We start from the raw sequence: 21,093 nt of genomic DNA, 5'->3' as shown, positions 1-21,093 counted from the left end.
ATGCGGAGACTGCCACTCGCCCGATCCGGACGAAGGAGTCTCAGCCGTGGCCGAACCATCCGCTGTCACCGGCGCTCCGGCAACCGCCGCCGTCGACCGCAAAACGACCTATCGCACGATCGCCCGGCGCGTCATGCCGCTGCTGGTGCTGTGTTACGTCGTGAGCTACATCGACCGCACCAACATCGGGATCGCACAGCAGGGCCTGAAACGGGATCTCGGCTTCGGCCCGGCGGTGTACGGGCTCGGCGTCACGCTGTTCTTCGTCGGCTTCATCCTCTTCGAAGTCCCGAGCAACGCGCTGCTCGCCCGCATCGGCGCGCGCAAAACGCTCGCCCGCATCATGGCCACCTGGGGCGTGATGACCGTGGTGACCCTGTTCGTGCAGAACGAGATCATGTTCTACGCCGCGCGCTTCCTGCTCGGCGTCGCGGAAGCCGGGTTCTTCCCCGGCGCGCTGTACCTGCTGTCGCTGTGGTTCCCGTCGTCGCGGCGGACCCGGATGACGGCCGTGTTCTTCATCGGCATCCCGGTGTCCGGCGCGCTCGGGTCGGTGATGTCGGGCTGGATCATGCACTCGCTCGGCGGCGTCGGCGGGCTCGCGGACTGGCAGTGGCTGTTCCTGATCGAAGGGATCCCGCCGATCCTGCTCGCCGGGCTCGTGCTGCTCTTCGTCACCGACGGCCCGGGGCAGGCGAAGTGGCTCACCGCGGACCAGAAGGCGGCCGTGCGTGCCGACCTCGATGCGGACCTGCGCGACAAAGGGGAGACGAAGCAAAAGCACAGCGGACTGCTGCTCGCGCTGCGCGACCCGAAGGTCTGGATCCTCGGGCTCTGCGCGTGCGGTGCGTACACGCTGGCGAACGCTGTCTCGTACTGGACGCCGCGGATCATCGCCAACGCCGGCGTCGGCAACGTGCTGAACCTCGGCTTCTTCTCGGCGATCCCGCCGCTGCTCGGCATCGTGGTGATGCTGCTGGTCGGCAGGCATTCCGACCGCACCCTGGAGCGGCGCTGGCACGCGGCGACGAGCTGGATCGTGGCGGTGTTCGCGATGCTGGCGATCTCGGTGTCCGGCGGCAACGTCGTGGTGGTCATCCTGCTGCTCGCGGTGATGGCGGCCGCGCACTACTCGGGGCTGACGGTGTTCTACTCGATCCCGTCGATCTACCTGACCGACCGGGCCGCGGCGACCGGGATCGCGGTCGTGACGTCGATGGGCTCGTTCGCCGCCGCCGCTTCGCCGTCGCTGCTCGGGTTCATCGAATCCTCGACCGGGAGCCTGTCGCTGGGGCTGCAGATCAGCGCGGGCATCATCCTGCTCGCCGTCGTGGTGCTGCTGGTCGGAGTCCGCCCCGGCGACCTTCGCGAACGGCGGCGCTGACCCTCCAAAGTGTGCCTTTCGGCACGCGGCAGCCCTTCCGACCTCGGCGGGCTGCCCGGCCGGTCTTCTCTCTCATCGCTCTCACAGGAACCCCGGAGTAGACCGGGTGCCGCCGGAGGGAGGAGCGGTGAGCGATGGAGCGCGCGAACGGGCACTGGGCCGAACGGATCGGCGTGGTCGCGCTGGTCGCGGTCCTGCTGGGCGGGGCCGCCTACGGGTGGGCCGAGCTGCGCGCGCTGCTGTCCGGGGTCGCCACGTCGACCGCGCTCGACGGGCAGGCCCGGCCGGGCGGGGACACCAACATCCTCGTCATGGGACTCGATTCGCGGCTCGACGAACGGGGCGAACCGCTTCCCGCCGAGCTGTACGAACAGCTGCACGCGGGAGACCAGCACGTCGGCGGGTACAACACCGATGTGCTGATGCTGCTGCACGTTCCGGCGGACGGCGGGCATCCCACGGTCATCTCCATTCCGCGCGACGATTACACCGATCTCGCCGGCTGTCCGGACGGAGTGTGCCAGGGCCGGATCAAGGAGGCATACGGGTACGCGTTCGCCGCGGAAGCCAAACGTCTTGCCGCGCAAGGCGTCACCGAGAAGGCGGCTCGCGAACAGAGGTCTCGGGACGCCGGCCGCGCGGCAGAAGTCGCTACGGTGCGCCAGTTCCTCGGCGGAGTCGCGGTGGACCATTTCGTCGAAGTCACCCTGGTCGCGTTCTATCAGCTGGCGCAGGTCGTGCAGCCGATCACGGTGTGTTTGACCGAGGCCGCCCACGACAGTTACTCGGGTGCGGATTTCCCGAGCGGGCAGCAGCGGATTTCCGCGGCGCAGGCGCTCGCGTTCGTGCGGCAGCGGCGCGATTCGCAGCACGAGTTCACCGACCTGGACCGGGAACGGCGCCAGCAAGCGTTTCTCGTTTCGCTGGCGCATCAGCTGGAAGAAGGCGGGGTGTTCGGCGACCCGGGGAAACTCGGGCAGCTGGTTTCGGTCGCGCGGCAGAATGTCGCGATCGATTCCGGGCTCGACCTCAACGCGCTGGCGCGGCAGGCGGAATCGTTCGCCGGCGGGGATCTGACCTTGGCGTCGCTTCCGGTCGAACGGTTCGAAAAAGACGCGCGCGGCGAAGACGTCAATATCGTCGATCCGGTGCAAATACGGGCCGCCGCGGCCCGGCTGCTTGGCCGGACCGTCCCGCCGCCGCCCGCCGCGACGGCCGGGCCCGCGGTGGACGTGGTGAACGCGAGCGGCCGTGAGGGCGCGGCCGCTCGGGTGCTGAAGACTCTCCCGTCGCGGGGATACCGCGCCGGGCGCACGTCCAACGCGCGGCACACGCACCGCACCGTCGTCCGCTACGGGCGCGGGGATTCCGCGTCGGCGGCGAAGCTCGTGGCCGCCCTCGGCGGCGGGTACGGCGTGGGTTACGACGGCGCGCTGGCGGCGGGGGAGTTGAAGCTGGTGCTCGGCACCGATTTCCGGGAAAAGGCCGGCGAGGCCCCTCCGGTGCCGGTCGCCCCGGTTTCGCCCGCCGACGAATTGTCCGGAGGCGGGGTGCCCTGCGTGCGGTGAACGGGAGAAGCACAAAGATCCTGTGAACCGGTTGAGAACGAATTCCGAAATTAACTCTGCCGAGTGACGCCGGCGGCAGTGCGTCCGCTAATGTCCGGACTCGCGTGACGAGCCGCACAGCAGCGGCCGGAGGATTGCCCGATATCTGTTCTTGTTCCGATTTCAGCGTCCGGGAACGGCGCTGCTGCTTCAGCCCGGCCTCACGCCGCCCATTGTTGAGTGGTTTCCGGCCGGTTTCGTGACTCGTGTTCTCCTGGAAAGAGGTTTTCCTGTGACGCTGGACGCGGATCGGGCGCGCATCGTCGCGCCCGAGAGGCTCGCCGAAAAGGCGACGGCGGTTTACCAGGCGGGCCCCGCGCCCGCCGTGCGCACGCTTTACGACATTTTCGCCGGAACGGTGCGCAACCACCCGGACGCGCTCGCACTCGACGACGGAACCGAGCGCGCGACGTACCGCGATTTCGCCGCACAGGTCGAAGAACTCGCCGGACGACTCCGCGCCGCCGGGGTCATGCCGGGCGACCGCGTCGGCATCCGGATGACCTCCGGCACCGCGGCGCTGTACCGCAGCATTCTCGCCGTTCTTTCCACTGGCGCTGCTTATGTCCCGGTCGACGCCGACGATCCGGCCGACCGCGCCGAGACCGTGTGGACGGAAGCTCAGGTAAGCCTGGTCCTGACCGACGCGGGAGTGCCGGCGTCGCGTGGACCGCAGTGGCCGCGAGTGCGTCCGCAGCCGCAGGACGACGCGTGGATCATCTTCACCTCCGGCTCCACCGGAAAACCCAAGGGCGTCGCGGTCACGCATCGCGCGGCTGCGGCCTTTGTGGACGCTGAAGCCCGGCTGTTCTGCCCCGCGCAGCCGCTCGGCCCGGGCGATCGCGTGCTGGCCGGGCTGAGTGTCGCGTTTGACGCGTCGTGCGAGGAAATGTGGCTGGCGTGGCGGCACGGCGCGTGCCTGGTCCCGGCGCCGCGTTCGCTCGTCCGCGCGGGTGCCGACCTCGGACCGTGGCTGGTCGAGCGAGGCGTCACGGTCGTGTCCACCGTGCCGACGCTCGCCGCGCTGTGGCCAGTGGACACTCTGGCCAGCGTCCGGTTGCTCATCCTCGGCGGCGAAGCGTGCCCGCCGGAGGTCGTGACGCGCTTCGACGACGGCAAACGGGAAATCTGGAACACTTACGGCCCAACGGAAACCACCGTCGTCGCGTGCGCGCAACGGCTGCGCGCGGGCGAACCGGTACGGATCGGGCTGCCGCTCGACGGCTGGGAACTCGCGGTCGTCGACCCCGAGGACCCGGCGGGCATTCCGGTGCCGTGGGGCCGCAGCGGGGAACTGGTGATCGGCGGCACCGGCCTCGCCCGGTACCTCGACGCGGCGAAGGACGCGCAGAAATTCGTGCCGCTGCCGGGGCTCGGCTGGAGCCGCGCGTACCGCAGCGGCGATCTGGTGCGCGCGGTGCCGGAGGGGCTGGAGTTCGTCGGCCGCGCGGACGGCCAGGTCAAGATCGGCGGACGACGCGTCGAACTGGGCGAGATCGACGCCGCGCTGCGTGCCTTGCCCGGTGTCGCGGCCGCCGCGACGGTCGTGCAGCGCACGGACAGCGGCGCGCAGGTGCTGGTCGGCTACGTGGTGCCGGAGGGCGAGAGCCTCGATCGCACCGCAGCGCGCAGCCTTCTGCGGGACCGGTTGCCCGCGGCGTTGGTGCCCCGGCTCGCGTTGGTCCCGGATCTGCCGGTGCGCGCGTCGGGCAAGCTCGACCGCGACGCGTTGCCTTGGCCGCTGGAGGAACCAGCCGCCGCGCCGGTGGTGCCGTCCGATCCGAAGCTGGCTTGGCTGTTGCAGGTGTGGAGCGAACACCTCGGAACCACCGCCGGTCCGGACGACGACTTCTTCGACCTCGGCGGCTCGAGCGTGACCGCCGCGCGGCTCGTTTCCGTGCTGCGCGAAAGGTATCCCAGCGCGGCAGTGTCCGATGTGTACTCCTGTCCGACTCCGCGGGAGCTGTACGAACGCCTCGCCGGAGCGCCGGTCGAAACGGTCGCGGCGGAAGAGCCGCAGGTCGCTCCGGTGCGCGGCAGCGGCTGGTGGCAGGCCGGGGTGCAGCTGGTTTTGCTGGCCCTGTCCGGAACGCGGTGGCTGCTTTCGGTGTCGCTGCTCGGCTCGCTGGTTTCGCTGGTGCTGCCGTTGCAGTGGCTGCCGCGGATGTCGTGGTGGATCCTCGTGCCCGCGTGGCTGGTGCTGCTGAGCCCGCCGGGCCGGATGCTGCTCGCCGCGGGCGGCGTGCGGGTGCTGCGCGGAAAGCTCGCGCCGGGGGAGTACCGGCGCGGCGGCTTTGTCCACATGAGACTGTGGACGGCGGAACGGTTCGCCGCGGTGGCGGGCCCGCCCGGAGTCGCCGGAACGCCGCTCGCCGCGCCGTACGCCCGGTTGCTCGGCAATCGGGTCGGCCGAGGTGTGGACCTGCATTCGCCGCCGCCGGTGAGCGGCCTCGCCGACTTCGGCGACGGCTGCGCGATCGAGCCCGAAGCGGACCTGGCCGGATGGTGGCTGGACGGCCCGGTGCTGCGGATCGGCCAGGTCTCAGTCGGAGCCGGTGCCCGCGTCGGTGGCCGCAGCACGCTGTTGCCCGGCACGGATCTCGGCACCGGATCGGTGCTGCTGCCGGGCTCGACGCTCGACACCCGCGTACCCGACGGCGCGGTCTGGGGCGGCTCCCCGGCCGGTCCCTCGGGCGAACGCCCATCACGGCCGACCGTGCTGGCACCGCGGGCGAAGCGGTACTCGCTGGCCTTCGCGCTCGGCGGCACGGTGCGATCGATGTTCATGCTGGTGTCCGCGATCCCGCTGATCGTGGTCGCACTGTTGCTGATTCCGGCGGCGGACGATCCGCGCGGCGCCGCACTGGCGATCCTGCCGTGGACGCCGTTGCTCGTTCTCGCCGGAATCGTCGTGTACGCCTTGACGATCGTCCTGCTCGTGCGGCTGGCGAGCCTGGCCGTGCGACCGGGGGTTTATCCGGTGCTCAGCCGCGCGGGCTGGGCGGCCTGGTTCGTGCACGAACTACTGGAAATCGCCCGGCGGCAGCTGTTTCCGCTCTACGCCGCGCTGGCGACGCCGGTCTGGATGCGACTGCTGGGCGCCCGAATCGGCCGTGGCGTGGAACTGTCCACTGTGCTCAGTCTGCCGTCGCTGCTGCGAGTGCGGGACGGCGCGTTCCTGGCCGACGACGTCCTCGCCGCGCCGTACGAACTAGACCGCGGCTGGGTCCGGCTGGGCGTCTCGGAAGTCGGGGAACGCGCGTTCGTCGGCAACTCCGCAGTCGTCGGCCCGGACCGGACGCTCGGTTCCGCGTCACTGGTCGGCGTCCTGTCCGACACCCCGGCAGCCGTCCCCGACGGCACGTCCTGGCTCGGCCGCCCCGCGTTGGAGCTGCGCCGGACCGCGGACACCGTCGATCCCGCCCGCACCTTCGCGCCGCCGCGCCGGTTGAAACTCGCCCGCGCGTTGGTCGAATCCTGCCGGATCGCGCCGCTGCTGATCGCGGGCCTGCTCGGGCTCGCCGTGAGCGCGGTACTGACCGGAGTGGACATCGCGGACGGCTTCTGGATCGCCGCCGCGCTCGCGCCCGCGGTGTTCGTCTCGGCCGGTCTCTTCGCCGCGCTGCTGACGACGCTGATGAAATGGACGCTGGTCGGCCGGTTCCGGCCGGGACGGCATCCATTGTGGAGCGCGTTCGTGTGGCGGAACGAGCTGTACGACACGTTCGTCGAGACGCTCGCGGTGCCGTGGTTCGCCGGATCGTTCCTCGGCACGCCGGTGCTGAACTGGTGGCTGCGCACCCTCGGTGCCCGGATCGGCCGCGGCGTCTGGTGCGAGAGCTACTGGCTGCCGGAAACGGACCTCGTCCACCTCGGCGACGGTGCCGTGGTGAACCGTGGCTGCGTGCTGCAAACACACCTGTTCCACGACCGCGTCATGCGGCTGGATCCGGTGCGCCTCGGTGCTGGAGCGACCCTCGGGCCGCGCGCGTTCCAACTGCCGGGCAGCGGAATTTCCGACGGCGCGACGGTCGGTTCGGGTTCGCTGGTGATGGCGGGGGAGACGGTCCCGCCACGCACCCGATGGCGGGGGACGCCGGTCCGTCCCTGGCGGTGAGCCAACCACTAGCCTGGGCGGACCATGGACTACCGGAAACTGTTCGGCGAGATCCGCCGATACCCGGGGCTTTACGGGCTGGACGGCAGTTATCACGACTACTGCACGTTCCTCCTCGGCGTCGACACCGGCAACGGCGGGCAGCTGCTCACAGGCTTCCCGGACCGCACGAGGGCTGGCGCGACGAAGCCGCCGGTGCGGGCCGGGACACCGCGAACGACCTGCTCTTCTCGCTGCTGGACGAGTTCTTCGAGAAGCAGGCTCAGCCCCGCGGGACGGCGGCCATCTTCGACGAGTACCTGACCTGGCGCAAAGCCCAGCCCTGGCATCGCGGGTGAAGCCGAACTGCCACCACTCAGTCAGACCGCTGCGGCTTGAGCTGCGTATGCGCCGCACCGATGGAGAGCGCGGCATCGACTTCTTCTGCGGACAGCCCCGCCGCGGCAAGCACCTCCCGGGTATCCGCTCCCGGCGGTCGCGGCGATTCCGCGGCGCACCCCGGCGTACGGCCGAGTTTCACCGGCACCCCGACCCCGCGATACCCGTCCCGTTCCACGACCATTTCCCGGTGCCGTACCTGCGGCGCGTTCATCGCCTCCGCGATATCGTGCACCGGCGAAGCCGGAACTCCCTTCGCCAGCAACAACTCGGTCAAGGAGTCCCGTTTGTACTGTCTGATGAGGACACTCAGCTCGGCCCGCAACGAACCCACATTGCTGACCCGGTCGGCATTCGAAGCAAACCGCGGATCGGAAGCCAGCCCAGGCGCACCGAGCACGTCGACCAACGCCGCGAACTGCCGGTCATTCCCCGCGCCGACAAAGAACAGCCCGTCCGCCGTCGAGAAAGTCTCGTAAGGCGCGATCGACGGATGCGCGGACCCTGTCCGCTGCGGCACCGCGCCGTCAGCCAGCCACGCCGCCGAATGCGGATGCAGCAAGCTGATCACCGTGTCCAGCAACGAACAATCCACCAGCTGCCCGAGCCCGGACCGCGCCCGCTCGTGCAGTGCCAGCAGGATCCCGGAAAACCCGAGCACCCCGGTCACCACGTCGACCACCGGCACGCCGATCCGCAACGGCGGCCCGTCGGCCTCGCCGTTCACGCTCATCAGCCCGCCATAGGCCTGCAACACCGCGTCGTACCCGGGCAGCCCGCCGAGCGGTCCGTCCGTGCCGAACCCGGTGATGCGGCAATGGATCAGCGCCGGATACTCCGCCCGGATCGTCTCGTCCGGCCAGCCCCAGCGCGCGAGCGTGCCCGCCTTGAAGTTCTCCACCACCACGTCGGCTCCCGCGAGCAGGGTGCCGAGCAGCGAACGACCGTCCGGACCGGACAGATCGAGCACGATGTTCTTCTTGCCCCGGTTGAGATTCGCGTAGTACGCGCTGGTCCCTTCGGACAGGAACGGCGGACCCCAGCCCCGCGTCTCGTCCCCGGCGGGCGATTCGACCTTGATCACCTCGGCCCCGTGGTCGGCCAGCATCTGCGTGCAGTACGGCCCGGCCAGCACCCGCGACAGGTCCAGCACCCGCAGCCCGTCGAGCGCGCCCATCAGTAGGACCTCGGCAGCCCGAGCACGTGCTGGGACACGTAGTTCAGCACCATTTCCTGGCTGATCGGCGCGAGCCGCAGCAGCCGCGCCTCGCGGAAGTAGCGCTCGACGTGGTACTCCCGCGCGTAGCCCATCCCGCCGTGGGTCTGGATCGCCTGGTCGGCGGCCTGGAACCCGGCGTCCGCGCACAGCCATTTCGCCATGTTCGCCTCCTTGCCGGCCGGCAGACCGCGGTCGTAGCGCCAGGCGGCGTTGCGCGCCATCAGCTCCGCCGCGTCGAGCCTGGTCGCGGCCTCGGCCAGCGGGAACGCCAGCCCCTGGTTCTGCCCGATCGGACGGCCGAACACCTGCCGTTCCCCGGCGTAGCGAACCGCGCGGCGCAGGGCGGCGCGGCCGATGCCGAGCGCTTCGTGGGCGAGCAGGATGCGTTCCGGGTTGAGCCCGTCGAGCAGGTACCGGAAGCCCTTGCCCTCCTCGCCGACACGCGCCGATTCCGGCACCCGCAGCCCGTCGATCAGCACCTCGTAGGAGGACACCGCGTTGCGGCCGAGCTTGGGGATCGCGCGCAGCTGCACCGCGTCGGACTCGATGTCCACTACGAACAGGGACATGCCGTCGGTCGGCTTCTCCACCTCTTCGCGCGGCGTGGTGCGGGCGATCAGCACCATCTTCTGCGACTGGCCCGCCTTGGTGATCCAGACCTTCCGGCCGTGCACCACGTAGGAATCGCCGTCGCGGCGGGCGAAGGTGGAGATGCGCGTGGTGTCGGTGCCCGCGTCCGGCTCGGTCACGCCGAAGCAGACGTGCAGCGACCCGTCGACCGCGCCGGGCAGGATCTCCCGGCGCATTTCCTCGCTGCCGTGCTTGACGATCGTGTTCAGCCCGAAGATCGTCAGGTGCATCGTGCTGCACCCGTTCATCCCGGCCCCGGACGCGGCCACTTCTTCCAGCAGCAGCGCGGCTTCGAGGATGCCGAGCCCGCCGCCGCCGTACTGCTCCGGGATCGCCATGCCGAGCCAGCCCGCGGAGGCGAACGCGTCGTAGAACTCGCGCGGGAACTCGGCCCGTTCGTCGCGTTCGGCCCAGTACTCGTCGGGGAACCGGGCGGCCAGCTCGCGCACGGCGCGCCGGATGTCCTCCTGGTCTTGGCTCAGCTGGAAGTCCACAGTGCTGCTCTCCATCGTGCGTATATGAGAACGCTAAGTTCGGATATACGTCCAACGTAAGGCGGCGCGCGGTTCGGGTCAAGCGCCGTTCCGGGCGGTCGGCGCGATAGGGTTCGTATCTGCGAACGCAGGGGAGGCTGTCATGACCGAGTCGAGCGCCAAGGCGCACCGGACGGTCGGCCGCGTCACCAGCATCCTCGAGTGCGTCGCGCGGCAGCCCGGGATGCGGCTGCACGAGCTGTCGGTCGCTCTCGACGCGCCCAAATCCTCGGTGTTCGGCCTGGTCAAAGGCTTGGTGTCAACCGGCTACCTGGTCGAGGCCGACGGTGCCTACCGGCTCGGCCCGGCGCTGGGGAACCTGCTCACCGGCGGCCTGCCCGGCATCGCGACCGCGGCCCGGCCCGCCCTGGAGGAGCTGCGCCGCCGGTTCGGCGAGACGGTGATGCTCGGCGCCGAGGTCGGGGATTCGCTCATCTACGTGGACGCGGTCGAGTCCGAGCAGCCGATCCGCTACTCGGCACCGCTCCGCACGCGGCGACCGCTGTATCCGCCGAGCGCGGGCAAGATCGTTCTCGCGTACTGGTCGGCGCGCCGGCGCGAGGCGTACCTGAAGTCAGTGCTCCCGGACGCCGAGCGCGTGCGGGCCGCGATGGACGAACTCGACACCGTCCGCGCCGAGGGCGTCGCGCTCAACCGCGGCGAAACCCTGCCCGACGTGAGCGCGGCGGCGCGGCCGATCCTGGTCGACGGAGAGGTCGTCGCGGCGATCGCGGTCGCGGGCCCGACCACGCGGATTTCCGGCCGCCTGCCGGAGATCGGCGACGCGCTCGCCGGCATCACCGCAGCGGTCGTGAAGCGCTGGGAAGCCGCGCGCCAGAGCTGACTCACCGCGTGCGTGTTGGGCGCGGCTAGAACCGTGATCAACACGCACGACCCTCGATCCACCCCCTTGACCGCCGACCCTGCGGCCTCTTAGCATCCGGATATACGCATCATGCGTTCCCAAATACGCACGCAACGGCGCGCGCCGGCTGGCTTCCGCTCGCCTGTGCCCCAGTTCCGGAGAGCAGGACCATGCCCAGTGTTGTGGACGACAGCGTCGGAACGACCCGGAAAGCCCCGCGCGGAGTCGGGGTCGCGGTGGTCGTCGGCTCCGCGCTCGAGTGGTTCGATTTCTATCTCTACGCGTCGATGGCCGCGCTGGTGTTCGGCCACGTCTTCTTCCCGCCCGGCAACGACGCCGCCGCGACGATGGCCTCGGTCGCGACCTTCGCGGTCGGCTTCCTGGCCCGCCCGATCGGCGGCATCGTGTTCGGTGCGCTCGGCGACCGGATCGGGCGCAAGAAAGTGCTGTCGTGGACCTTCGTGCTGATGGGCGTTTCCTCGGCAGGCATTGGATTATTGCCGAGTTACGCGAGCGCCGGGCTTCTCGCGCCGGTTCTGCTCGTGGTGCTGCGGCTGCTGCAAGGACTCGGCGCCGGGGCGGAATTCGGCGGCGCGATCGCAGTCGCCTACGAGCACGCTGATCCGCGCAAACGCGGGCGGCAAGGTTCGTGGCCCGCGCTGGGCGTGAACGTCGGGTTGCTTGTCTCCTCGCTCGCCGTCGCCGGACTGACCACTTTGGACAAGGAGTTCCTGCACGGGTTCGGCTGGCGGATCCCGTTCCTGGCCAGCTTCCTGCTCGTCGGCGTCGGACTGTGGGTGCGCCGCCGGGTTCCGGAAACCCCGGAGTTCGAGAACCTGGTGCGCAGCAAGAAAAACCGGCCGCGCGGCTGGGCGAACCGGCCGTTGGTGAAGCTGTTCCGCAGTGACTGGCGCGCGCTCGCGGTGGTCATGGTGATCACCATCGGCTACAACGGCGTCAGCTACGTGTTCAAGACGTTCTCGCTCGCCTACCTGACGAATTTCCGTGGCGTGCCGGCGAATATCGGCGCGCTGGGGATCAGCATCGCGAGCGCGACGGCGATCGTGACGGTGCCGATCGCCGGGTGGATCAGCGACCGGATCGGCGCGAAGAAGGTCGTGGTCGCCGGCGGGGTCGCGACGGGATTGCTGGCGTTCCCGTTCTTCTGGCTGCTCGACACCGGAAGCAGCTGGTTCATCTGGCTCGGCCTCGTGCTGGCGACCGGCATCGTGGTTCCGGCGATGCTGTCGGCGCAAGGAGCGTTCCTGGCCAAGCAGTTCCCGGCCGAGGTCCGCTCGACCGGGCTGGGCACCGGCCGCGAGGTCGGGGGAGCGGTGTCCGGCGGGCTGGCCCCGCTGGCCGCGTTGGCGATCGTGGAAGCCTCCGCGACGCACGCGACCTGGGGTGTTTCGCTGCTGTTCATCGCGGGTGCGTTGTGCATCGGCCTCGGCGCGCTCGCCGATCAGAGCCGCAGCAAACTCAACTGAGCCGCGGCCACCGGGTGCGGGTCTTGGGCAGTTCCGGACCGTAGACGGCTTCGGCGACCGAGCGTTTGAGGTTCGCGCAGTGGTGCAGCACGTGTGCCGGGAAACCGTTGCCGGAAGGGCGTTCCGGTGGTTTCTCGGCACCGGCTGGGACGAGTGTCCATCCGGAGCCGAGTTCGATGAGGCTTTGGTGTTTCGTGGTGTAGTACTCCGGCGAAACGTCGACTGCCACGCCGGTCGCGCCCGCCGCGGCGGCGACCAGATGCAGATGGAAGCGGCTGGAGATCCAGGTCTGTCCGGGCGCGAGCGGGAGACCGCGATGCCACACGTCGCGGAACGGGTGGAATTCCGCACCGGGCAGTTCGTGTTCCAGCAACGCGAAAACCTCGCGGTCGACGCGAGGAATCCCTTCCACCACAGCGAGTTCGCCCGGCGGCAGCCGCCACTCGCGCACCAGGCCGAGCACCTGGGCGGCGAGCGAGGACGGTCGCTCGGTGCCGATGTCCGACTGCATGCACAGGACGAACTCGCGCGTCGTGGGCGTCGTCGGCGGTTGCGGCGCAAGGAAAGCGTCGTCGCAGGACCGCTCGACACCCGCGACGCCGTGCAGGAGTTCGGCGGACGGATCGTCGCGGACGTCCACGACGTCGAAACGCTCGGCAAGCGCGCGCAACAATACGGCCGCGCCCGGCGGGAAGGGGACGAAACCCTGTCCGGTCATCGCCGAACGGGCTCCGGAACGCTGCGCGGCCGCGGCGGCCCCGGCGACCAGTCCCAGGTGCCGGGGCCACAGCGCGTTGACGTAACCGCCGCCGATCAGATGCACGACGTCGAGCTTGCCGAGCAGTTCGATCCCCGCGTCCCAGCGCGGCGCGCGACCGGGGTCGTGCACCGCGGACCGCACCCAGGACGCGACTTCCCACGGATCGTCCGACGGCGCTTCGCCGCACAGCCGCCACAAGGTGTCCGTGCAGCGCAAACGCGGATGCAGGTCGCCGAACAAATGCTGTGCGGGACCCGGCGAATGGGTGTCGAGCCAGACTTCCGCGTCCGGCTCGGTGCGGGCCAAGCGGCGGATCCAAGCCGCGGCGATCAGTTCGTCGCCGAAGTTCGGATAGCCGCTCGGCCCGACCAGGTAATGCCGGCGGGGGGACGGGGCAGGAGTCACGAAGCGACGCTGAGCTGCGTGTCCAACGCCTGGTCGCCCTGTGCCTTCTCGCTTCCGCTCGGCTCGGCCTGGATGCGGTCCTTGGCCACGCCGTCGCCTTCGAGCGCGGTCGAGATCGCCTGCGCGCGCTCCTCGGACAGCTTCTTGGCCTTGTCCGCGTCCGGGTAGCCGGCGTGGGTCTCGACCTTCAGCTTGACATCGTTGCCCTGCATGGCTTTCGCGATCGCGGCGAGGCCTTCCTTGGCCTTGGCGGTCAATTCCGCCTTCTCCGGCTCGAACTTGATCGGCGAGGCCTGCGAGGCCTGCTGGATCGCGGCGGTGACCGTCTGCGCGGCCGGGCCGCCGGCGTTCTGCCCGGGGGCTCCGTTCTGGCCGGACGCGCCGTTCTGCCCGGCGTCGCCGGACTGGTTGGCTCCGCTGGGCTGTGCGGCTCCGCTGGACTGGGCGGTGTTCTGCCCGGACGCTCCGGATCCGGACGAGTCGTTCGATCCGCCCGACCCGCACGCGCTGACCAGCGCGACGACGGCTGCGGCCCCGACGACCGCCTTGACGAGTGCCCTCTGCATGAGAATTGCGCTCCTTCGGCTGGGTTCGCCGGGATCTGAACACGGGGCCAAGACCGCGGCAACCGGGACGCACCCGGCGAACGCGCCAAGCCACCGCCCGGTTTCGCCCCGTCAGCAGGGAAGGGGCGGCGGCTCGCGGCCTCGCCCGCGGAAACTGACATCCACCCGGGTGAGGGACCCGGGAAGTCCACAAAGGACAGTAAGATCGCGACGCGCGGGGCAGCTGTATAACGACCTATTCAGCGCGCCTTGAGGCGATTTGTCCGACTGGGCCGACGGCGAACCGGAGGCGCGCGTTCCGGTCCGATCAAGGGGCAAAAAGCCCCGGGGTGCGCCGCGGATTACCGGGGTGCATCTCAGGGTGTTCCCCGATGCCGGGCAGTCACGGCCGCCAGCATGCTGATCGATGTGACCCTCATAACGCGGAAGGCCAAGGCGGCGGCGCCCGCGATCGCTGCCGGCGCGTTGGCTTTCTCGCTGGTGCCGATTCTCCTGTTGCACCTGGTGGCGGCGGGCACGATCGACCCGGTCCGCGACGTCATCAGCGATTACGTCTTTCCGCCCGGGAGTGCGGTGCTGCTGGCCGCGGCCTCGCTCGGGCTGGCCGGTGCGTCGTTGCTGGTCCGGCACGCGTTGCTCAAGCAGGGGTTGCCGAAACGCAGCCCGGAATCGGTGCTGATCGCGTTGTGGGCGGCCGGATTGGTCGTCGCGACGTTCTTCCCGACCGATCCGACCGGCGTGGAGACGTCGTTTTCCGGTGCGGTGCACCGGTATGCCGGCGCGGCGATGTTCGTGTGCCTGCCGCTGGCGGGATGGTTGCTGGCACGCCGCCGGCCGGAAGCGACAGCGGTGCGCTGGCTTTCGCTGGCCGCCGGTGCCGCTTCGCTCGCCTTTCTGCTGGCCCACGCGCCGTTGCTGGAGCAGTCCGTACCTGAATTTCTGGGGTTGTTCGAGCGCGTGCTGTACGCCCTGCTCTACGCACAGCTTTTCGCGGTCGCCGCGACGGCCCGGACCGAGGTGGACTCATGACGATCCTCGCCATCGCGCTCGCCGTGCTCGGCGCGGTTTTCTTTTCCACTGGCGCACTTCTGCAGCACGGCGTGGTCACCGGACTGCCCGGCCGCCCGCGGATCGGGGAGCTGGTCCGCGCGCCGCGCTGGCTCGGCGGGCTGGCCCTGCTCGGTTCGGGCGCGGGCGTGCACGCGGTCGCGCTGGCACAGCCCTTCGCGGTCGCCGCGACGGCCCGGACCGAGGTGGCCTCATGACGATCCTCGCCATCGCGCTCGCCGTGCTCGGTGCGGTTTTCTTTTCCGCTGGCGCGCTTCTGCAGCACGGTGTCGTCACCGGGCTGCCCGGCCGGCCGCGGATCGGGGAGCTGGTCCGCGCGCCGCGCTGGCTCGGCGGGCTGGCCCTGCTCGGTTCGGGCGCGGGCGTGCACGCGGTCGCGCTGGCACAGCCCTTCGCGATCGCCGCGACGGCCCGGACCGAGGTGGCCTCATGACGATCCTCGCCATCGCGCTCGCCGTGCTCGGCGCGGTTTTCTTTTCCGCTGGCGCGCTTCTGCAGCACGGCGTGGTCACCGGGCTGCCCGGCCGGCCGCGGATCGGGGAGCTGATCCGCGCGCCGCGCTGGCTCGGCGGGCTGGCCCTGCTCGGTTCGGGCGCGGGCGTGCACGCGGTCGCGCTGGGGATGGCTCCGCTGACCGTCGTGCAGCCGGTCGGGGTCATCGCCGTCGCGATCACCGCGATTCTCGACCGGCGGCGGCGGGATCTGCCCGCGGTCGCGGTCACCATGCTCGGCGTCGGGACGTTCGTGACCGTCGCCGCGGGCAGCACCACGAGCACCGAGGTCGGCGCCGACGCGCAAACGCGGGCGGCGTTGCTGGTGCTGGGGGTCGTGGCGCTGCTGACGCTGATCGGCGCGATCGTCTCGCGTCCGTCGGTCCGCGGACTGTGTTTCGGCGCGGCCGGCGGCGCCGCCTACGGCTTCGTTTCGGTGCTGATGCGCGCGGTTTCCCTCGAAATCCGCGAGGGGACCGTCGATTTCGGCACCGCGGTGTCCGTCGCCGCGATGGTGACGGCGTTGCTGGTCGGCGGCTGGCTCGTGCAGTTGTCCTACCGATGCGGTCCGCCGCACCTCGCCGTCGCGTGCCTGACCGTCGTGGATCCGCTGGTCGCAGTGGGTCTCGGCGCCGGGGTGCTCGGCGAAGCCACCCACCTCGACGCCGCGGCGACCGCGGTCGCGCTGACCGCGGCGGTGCTGGCGGTCGGCGGCGTCGCCGTGCTGAGCCGCGGCAGTTCTTCTTCTGTCCATTCCACCAGATCGGAGCACCCAGTGAACGACGACCTGCCTTTGCGCATCGTGGTCGCCGCCGAGACCTATCCTCCGGACGTCAACGGCGCGGCGCAGTTCGCGTACCGGCTGTCCACCGGTCTCGCCGGCCGCGGCCACGAGGTCCACGTGATCAGCGTCGACCCGGAGGGCCCGGCGCGCACCGAAAGAGACGGCGACGTCGTGGTGCACCGGGTCCGGTCGCACCGCACCCCGTTCCACCGCACCTTCCGGATCGGCCTGCCCTGGGAGGTGAGCAAGGACGTGGCTGCGCTGTTGGAGGAGTTGCAGCCCGACCTCGTGCACGTCCAGGCGCATTTCGTGGTCGGAAGGTATGTGCTGAAGCACGCCGCCGCGATGGGCATTCCCGGGGTGGCGACGAACCACTTCATGCCGGAAAACCTGTTCGGGCACGTGCGAGTGCCGACGTGGCTGCGCGGCGCGGCGTCGCGGTGGGCATGGCGCGACTTGACGCGCGTGTTCTCGACAGCCCGCGTAGTTACCGCGCCGACCCCGCGTGCGGTGGAACTGTTGCACGACAACGGTTTCCCGGAGCGAGCGATCCCGGTGTCGTGCGGCATCGACATCGACCGCTACCGGTTGCGCACGGTTTCGCGGACCTCCGACGATCCGACGGTGTTGTTCGTCGGACGGCTCGACGAAGAGAAGCGCGTCGACGAGCTGTTGCGCGCGGTCGCGCTCGTGCCTGGCCTGCGTGCGGAGATCGTCGGCGACGGTTCTTGCCGCGCGGACTGGGAAAAGCTGGCTGGCGAACTCGGGATCGCCGACCGGGTGCGGTTCCGCGGTTTTGTGTCCGAAGAGGACTTGCTGGACGCCTACGCGGCCGCGGATCTCTTCTGCATGCCGGGCGTCGCCGAACTGCAGAGCCTGGCGACGATGGAGGCGATGGCGGCGGGGAAGCCGGTGGTGGTCGCGGACGCGATGGCGCTGCCGCACCTGTGCCGTCCGGGCTACAACGGCTGGCTGTTCGAACCGGGCAACGTGGGGGAGCTGGCCGAGCGGCTGCACGCGGTGGTCGCCGACCCGGCGACGCTGGCGCGGATGGGGGCGGCGAGCGGCAAGATGATCGCCGGGCACGCGCTGGAGTCCACTTTGGATTCGTTCGAGGCGTGCTACGCGGAGGCGATGGGCCGGGTCGCGGCAGTGCCCGCGGCTGCCTGAGACTTCTGGGGGAACGGGGGGATGGCCGGGTTCGCCGGACTAAGGGGAGGGATCCGGCGAACCCGGCCGGGCTCAGGCCAGGGTGATGGCGTAGAGCTGGACGCGCGGGTCGTTCGGCAGGCTCACCGACTGGACAGTCTTGGCGCTGTCCACTGTGGAGGCGATGCCGAACAACCGCACCGGCGGGCCGTCGACCCCGCTGCCCGCCTTGATCCGGTGCGGCATGTCGAGCACGACGGTCGTGCCGGACGGCGTCGAACCGGCCCAGTCGCCGAACGTCACCGGGAGATCCGCGCTGGATCCGTCGCTGTAGTGCACGGTCAGCGAAGTGGGCACCGGACCGTTGTGCGACGAGCCGATCAGCTGCACCGCCTGGTGCTTCCCGGCGGGCAGCAGCAGCGATTGCCCGCGTGCTTCCACGAAGTTCGCCGCGGTGCCAGTGGGATCGGCCGCCGCGTAGGTGACTCCATTGTGGACGAAGGTTCCGGCTCGCGGCATCAGGTCAGCGTCGTAACTCCAGCCGCTGCCGTCGAAGTTGCCCTCGGTGGACGCCGCGACGGTCGCGGTTCCGTCGTGATTGCGGTCGTGGCCGAGATCGACCGCGCACTGGGTCCCGGACGTCGACGCGCACACCGTCGGTTCCCGGACCTCGACGCTCGCGGTGCGGGTGACGGTATTCGCGCCCGGCCCGGATGCCTTGATCTGCACCGAATACGTGCCGACTGGCGTGTTCGCCGGGACGGTCACCGCGACCGGTGCGGTCTTCTGCGTCGGCAGCCGGAAAGACCACAGCAGCTGCAACTGGTCGGTCTGCACTCGCCAGCCGGACGGCGCCGATGAGGTCACGAAGACCGGCTGTGCTCCGGGGTTCTGGCCGAGCACGTCCAGGTTCAAGTGGACAGTCTGCGCTGAAGATTGCTGAGGCAGCACTACCGAACTCGGCCGCAGCGTCGCGTCCACGTGCCGACGCAGATCCCCAGCGGATTTGTTGACCGACGGCGGTTCCGTGCCCGGCTGCGTGCCCCAGCGGGACGGCGTCGAGCCGACCTGATAGGCGAGGTTGCCGCCATGCGCGACCGCGGACCAGTCGAGCCAGGTCTGCCGGACGTCCCGCCCGTTGAGCGAAACGCTTTGCACGTAACGGTTCGCGTCGCTCGCGTCCGGCGCGGTGACGGTGAGCGTGCCTCCCTGCTTGCCCTCGTACTGTCCGATCCGGACGGTCGCCGATTCGAACTGCGGACTGGACACCGCGAGGAAGTTCGCGCCGCTCATCGTCGGGTAGAGGCCGAGCGAGGAGAAGACGTACCAGGCGGACATCGTGCCGAGGTCGTCGTTGCCGGTCATGCCGTCCGGTCCGGTGGTGAACAGCGTCATCGCCGCGCGGACGACGGTCGCGGTCTTCGCCGGCGCGCCGACCCAGTTGTACATGTACGGGGACAGCAGGTCAGGTTCGTTGTTGGGGTTGTAGGTGGCCTTGGCGTAGTAGTCGTACGGGCTGGCGATCCAGTCCTTGCGGGCGGTGCCCGCCGGGTCCTTGAGCAGGTTGTCGTAGGCGAAGAAGGAGTCGAGCCGCTTTTCGGTCGCCTGCTTGCCGCCCATCAGGTCGGCGAGCCCGGCCGGATCCTGCGGGACCAGCCATTGGTACTGGTAGGCGCCGCCTTCGTGGAACTGGTGGTCGGCGTCGACCGGGTTGTACGGCGTGAGCCAGGTGCCGTCGGTGGTGCGCGGCCGGAACTGCTTGTCCGCGGCGTTCCAGACGTTGCGGTACCACTGACCGCGGTCGGCGAACATGCGCGCGTCGGCCTGGTGGCCCAAACCCTTGGCCATCAACGCGAGCGCGGCGTCGGCGGCGGAGTACTCCATGGTCGCCGACGTCGGATGCTCGCAGTCGTTGTCGCCGCCCTTGGCCGCGCAGTCCTTGCCGAGGGTGAGGCCGCTCGGGATGTAGCCGCGGTCGTTGTAGTAGTTGACCCCGGAACGCCCGTTGTACGGCGAATCGGCGGGTGGCGTGCTGGTCGCGTTCTTCTTGAGCAGCGTGTATGCCTCGTCCTCGTGCCCGGCCAGCAAGCCCTTCGACCAGGCTTCGACAAGGAACGGAGTCACCGGGTCGCCGGTCATGATGTTGGTTTCGCTGCCCGCCAGCGCCCATCTCGGCAGCCAGCCGCCGTCGCGGCCGATCGCCAGCACGGACAGCGCGACGTCGCGCGCCACCTGCGGTTCCAGCATTTCGAGCAGCTGGTTTTGCGGGCGGTAGGTGTCCCAGAGGGAGAAGTTCTGGTACGGCGTGTAGCCGTTGGCGCGATGGACCTTGCCGTCGAAACCGGCGTAGTCGCCGCTGATGTCGCCAGCCAGGTTCGGGTGCAGTTGCGCGTGATACAGCGAGGTGTAGAACGCGGTCTGCCGTTCGGTGCTGCCGCCGCTGATCTTGATCGCACCGAGCCGGTCCGCCCACTGCTTGCGCAATGCGGCGCGGGTGGCGTCGAAGTCGTAGCTGTCGCTGGTTTCCTTCGCGAGGTTGTCCCGCGCGCCGGCGAGACCGGTGTAGGAGAGCCCCACCTTCAGGACGACATCGTGGTCAGTGGCGGCGTCGAAGCTGACCCACGCGCCGTTGCCGCCGGTGCCCGCGGCGTCGCGGCTGCCCGCGGTGCGGGTGGTGCCGCGCCAGGTCCCGTAGGAGGCGAAAGGACGGTCGAACGTGGCGGTGAAGTAGACAGTGTGCTCGTCGTGCCCGGCGCAGAAGCCGCCCGCGCGCACGCGGCCCTCGAGGGTCCGGTCGCCGACGACGTGGATCTCGGAATCCTTCACCGACTGGTTCGCCTGGCCGGTGTTGAACAGCACGTTCGCCTGGCCGGTCGACGGGAAGGTGTAGCGCTGCCAGCCGGTGCGCGGGGTGGCGGTGAGCTCGGCGTTGACGCCGTACTTCTTCAGCCCGACGCGGTAGTAGCCGGGTTCGGCCTTCTCGTCGTCGTGGCTGTACTCGGATTTGTAGGCGTTCTTGTCCACGGAATCGACGGCGCCCGTGGTCGGCATGACCGGCAGTTCGCCCATCACGCCGCAGCCGACGCCGGACAGGTGGGTTTGGCTGAAGCCGTAGATCGAGTTCTGCTGGTAGTCGTACCCGCCTTGGCCGCCGGTGTCGGGGCTGACCTGGACCATGCCGAAGGGCGCGCTGGCTCCGGGGAAGGTGTTGCCGAAGTTCTGCGTGCCGACGAACGGATTGACGAGCGACACCGGATCCGCCGTCGCCGCGCTGGCGGTGGCGGTGGCGGCCGTGCCGGACAGCAGCCCGGCGACCACGAAGCCCGCCGCCGCGACCGCGGTCACCCGTCTCTTCTGCGACCACATGGACGCGCTACCTCCAGGGCTGACAACGTTGTCATCATGCGAACCGGTGCGGAGACGACCGGCTGGTGAGCAGCTTGTCATCCCGGAGGGGGTTTGAGAAGGCCGACAACCGGACAGCTTCCGCTCCCCGCCGGAGGTTCGTGAGGGGGACCCTGACGGGCTTCCGCTGGCGCCGGTGTTCGTGAGGGGGACCCTCACGCTTTCGCTTCCGCCGGAGGTTCGTGAGGGCCACCCTGACGGCTTTCGCTCCCGCCGGTGTTCGTGAGGGGAACCCTCACGGAATC

The 21,093-nt window shown here is 70.0% G+C and carries 15 protein-coding genes; 10 read left to right on the top strand and 5 right to left on the bottom strand.

All coding sequences use genetic code 11. From position 1 onward, the window contains the following. The first annotated feature begins 46 nt into the window (after positions 1–46). The 4 genes from FKO37_RS33285 to FKO37_RS33270 all read left to right on the top strand — a co-directional run bounded on the left by FKO37_RS33285 (position 47) and on the right by FKO37_RS33270 (position 7,411). On the top strand, positions 47–1,384 hold the full coding sequence (locus FKO37_RS33285) for an MFS transporter (RefSeq protein WP_037819774.1): 1,338 nt from the start codon (positions 47–49) through the stop codon (positions 1,382–1,384). A gap of 134 nt (positions 1,385–1,518) precedes the next feature. Next, entirely contained in the window at positions 1,519–2,952 is a 1,434-nt protein-coding gene (locus tag FKO37_RS33280; RefSeq protein ID WP_238607110.1) for an LCP family protein, read from the top strand. A gap of 271 nt (positions 2,953–3,223) precedes the next feature. Beyond that, on the top strand, positions 3,224–7,108 hold the full coding sequence (locus FKO37_RS33275) for a Pls/PosA family non-ribosomal peptide synthetase (protein ID WP_238607109.1): 3,885 nt from the start codon (positions 3,224–3,226) through the stop codon (positions 7,106–7,108). 24 nt (positions 7,109–7,132) lie between these two features. Further along, positions 7,133–7,411 (top strand): hypothetical protein, encoded by a 279-nt coding sequence (locus tag FKO37_RS33270; protein WP_238607108.1) that lies wholly within the window; start codon positions 7,133–7,135, stop codon positions 7,409–7,411. 52 nt (positions 7,412–7,463) lie between these two features. Here FKO37_RS33270 and FKO37_RS33265 read toward each other — a convergent pair whose 3' ends face one another. Beyond that, complete coding sequence (locus FKO37_RS33265) at positions 7,464–8,663, bottom strand: CaiB/BaiF CoA-transferase family protein (protein WP_238607107.1); 1,200 nt, start codon at positions 8,661–8,663, stop codon at positions 7,464–7,466. Beyond that, positions 8,663–9,844, bottom strand: a complete 1,182-nt coding sequence (locus tag FKO37_RS33260) for an acyl-CoA dehydrogenase family protein (RefSeq protein ID WP_238607106.1) — start codon at positions 9,842–9,844, stop codon at positions 8,663–8,665. Before FKO37_RS33260 ends, FKO37_RS33265 begins: the two co-directional genes overlap by 1 nt. A 127-nt stretch (positions 9,845–9,971) precedes the next feature. Here FKO37_RS33260 and FKO37_RS33255 point away from each other — a divergent pair, with 127 nt between their 5' ends. After that, positions 9,972–10,712 (top strand): IclR family transcriptional regulator, encoded by a 741-nt coding sequence (locus FKO37_RS33255; RefSeq protein ID WP_238607105.1) that lies wholly within the window; start codon positions 9,972–9,974, stop codon positions 10,710–10,712. Positions 10,713–10,903: 191 nt separating this feature from the next. Continuing rightward, on the top strand, positions 10,904–12,220 hold the full coding sequence (locus tag FKO37_RS33250) for an MFS transporter (RefSeq protein WP_238607104.1): 1,317 nt from the start codon (positions 10,904–10,906) through the stop codon (positions 12,218–12,220). Here FKO37_RS33250 and FKO37_RS33245 read toward each other — a convergent pair. Together FKO37_RS33245 and FKO37_RS33240 are read right to left on the bottom strand one after the other, a co-directional pair. Then, a complete protein-coding gene (locus tag FKO37_RS33245; RefSeq protein ID WP_238607103.1) occupies positions 12,213–13,385 on the bottom strand; it encodes a polysaccharide pyruvyl transferase family protein in 1,173 nt (390 codons plus the stop codon). The two genes, FKO37_RS33250 and FKO37_RS33245, sit on opposite strands and share 8 nt — an antisense overlap. Beyond that, on the bottom strand, positions 13,382–13,951 hold the full coding sequence (locus FKO37_RS33240; protein ID WP_238607102.1) for an OmpA family protein: 570 nt from the start codon (positions 13,949–13,951) through the stop codon (positions 13,382–13,384). The genes FKO37_RS33245 and FKO37_RS33240 overlap by 4 nt, the downstream gene beginning before the upstream one ends. Positions 13,952–14,359: 408 nt before the next feature. Between FKO37_RS33240 and FKO37_RS33235 the strand changes: the two genes are divergently transcribed. Genes FKO37_RS33235 through FKO37_RS33220 form a run of 4 tightly spaced genes read left to right on the top strand, consistent with a single transcriptional unit; the run spans position 14,360 to position 17,464 of the window. Continuing rightward, on the top strand, positions 14,360–14,980 hold the full coding sequence (locus FKO37_RS33235; protein ID WP_238607101.1) for a DUF998 domain-containing protein: 621 nt from the start codon (positions 14,360–14,362) through the stop codon (positions 14,978–14,980). Beyond that, positions 14,977–15,216, top strand: a complete 240-nt coding sequence (locus FKO37_RS33230) for a hypothetical protein (RefSeq protein WP_238607100.1) — start codon at positions 14,977–14,979, stop codon at positions 15,214–15,216. The genes FKO37_RS33235 and FKO37_RS33230 overlap by 4 nt, the downstream gene beginning before the upstream one ends. Next, positions 15,213–15,452: a hypothetical protein gene (locus FKO37_RS33225; protein WP_238607099.1), complete on the top strand. Its 240-nt coding sequence runs from the start codon at positions 15,213–15,215 to the stop codon at positions 15,450–15,452. Before FKO37_RS33230 ends, FKO37_RS33225 begins: the two co-directional genes overlap by 4 nt. After that, positions 15,449–17,464 (top strand): glycosyltransferase, encoded by a 2,016-nt coding sequence (locus FKO37_RS33220; protein ID WP_238607098.1) that lies wholly within the window; start codon positions 15,449–15,451, stop codon positions 17,462–17,464. The genes FKO37_RS33225 and FKO37_RS33220 overlap by 4 nt, the downstream gene beginning before the upstream one ends. 72 nt (positions 17,465–17,536) lie before the next feature. On the opposite strand, the gene FKO37_RS33215 is transcribed toward FKO37_RS33220, so the two are convergent. Beyond that, positions 17,537–20,809, bottom strand: a complete 3,273-nt coding sequence (locus FKO37_RS33215) for a GH92 family glycosyl hydrolase (RefSeq protein ID WP_240014264.1) — start codon at positions 20,807–20,809, stop codon at positions 17,537–17,539. Positions 20,810–21,093: the final 284 nt, after the last annotated feature.

Origin of the sequence: Amycolatopsis sp. Poz14 (genome assembly GCF_006704225.1) — a bacterium.
Classification (GTDB): Bacteria; Actinomycetota; Actinomycetes; order Mycobacteriales; family Pseudonocardiaceae; genus Amycolatopsis; species Amycolatopsis nivea.
The sequence above is the reverse complement of the archived record's forward strand: the minus strand, read 5'-3'. Positions and strand labels throughout refer to the sequence as shown.

Coding starts and splice junctions, on each gene's coding strand:
- FKO37_RS33280 (WP_238607110.1), top strand. CDS start 1,519: ATGGAGCGCGCGAACGGGCACTGGGCCGAACGGATCGGCGTGGTCGCG.
- FKO37_RS33270 (WP_238607108.1), top strand. CDS start 7,133: ATGGACTACCGGAAACTGTTCGGCGAGATCCGCCGATACCCGGGGCTT.
- FKO37_RS33265 (WP_238607107.1), bottom strand. CDS start 8,663: ATGGGCGCGCTCGACGGGCTGCGGGTGCTGGACCTGTCGCGGGTGCTG.
- FKO37_RS33260 (WP_238607106.1), bottom strand. CDS start 9,844: ATGGAGAGCAGCACTGTGGACTTCCAGCTGAGCCAAGACCAGGAGGAC.
- FKO37_RS33255 (WP_238607105.1), top strand. CDS start 9,972: ATGACCGAGTCGAGCGCCAAGGCGCACCGGACGGTCGGCCGCGTCACC.
- FKO37_RS33250 (WP_238607104.1), top strand. CDS start 10,904: ATGCCCAGTGTTGTGGACGACAGCGTCGGAACGACCCGGAAAGCCCCG.
- FKO37_RS33240 (WP_238607102.1), bottom strand. CDS start 13,951: ATGCAGAGGGCACTCGTCAAGGCGGTCGTCGGGGCCGCAGCCGTCGTC.
- FKO37_RS33230 (WP_238607100.1), top strand. CDS start 14,977: ATGACGATCCTCGCCATCGCGCTCGCCGTGCTCGGCGCGGTTTTCTTT.
- FKO37_RS33225 (WP_238607099.1), top strand. CDS start 15,213: ATGACGATCCTCGCCATCGCGCTCGCCGTGCTCGGTGCGGTTTTCTTT.
- FKO37_RS33220 (WP_238607098.1), top strand. CDS start 15,449: ATGACGATCCTCGCCATCGCGCTCGCCGTGCTCGGCGCGGTTTTCTTT.
- FKO37_RS33215 (WP_240014264.1), bottom strand. CDS start 20,809: ATGTGGTCGCAGAAGAGACGGGTGACCGCGGTCGCGGCGGCGGGCTTC.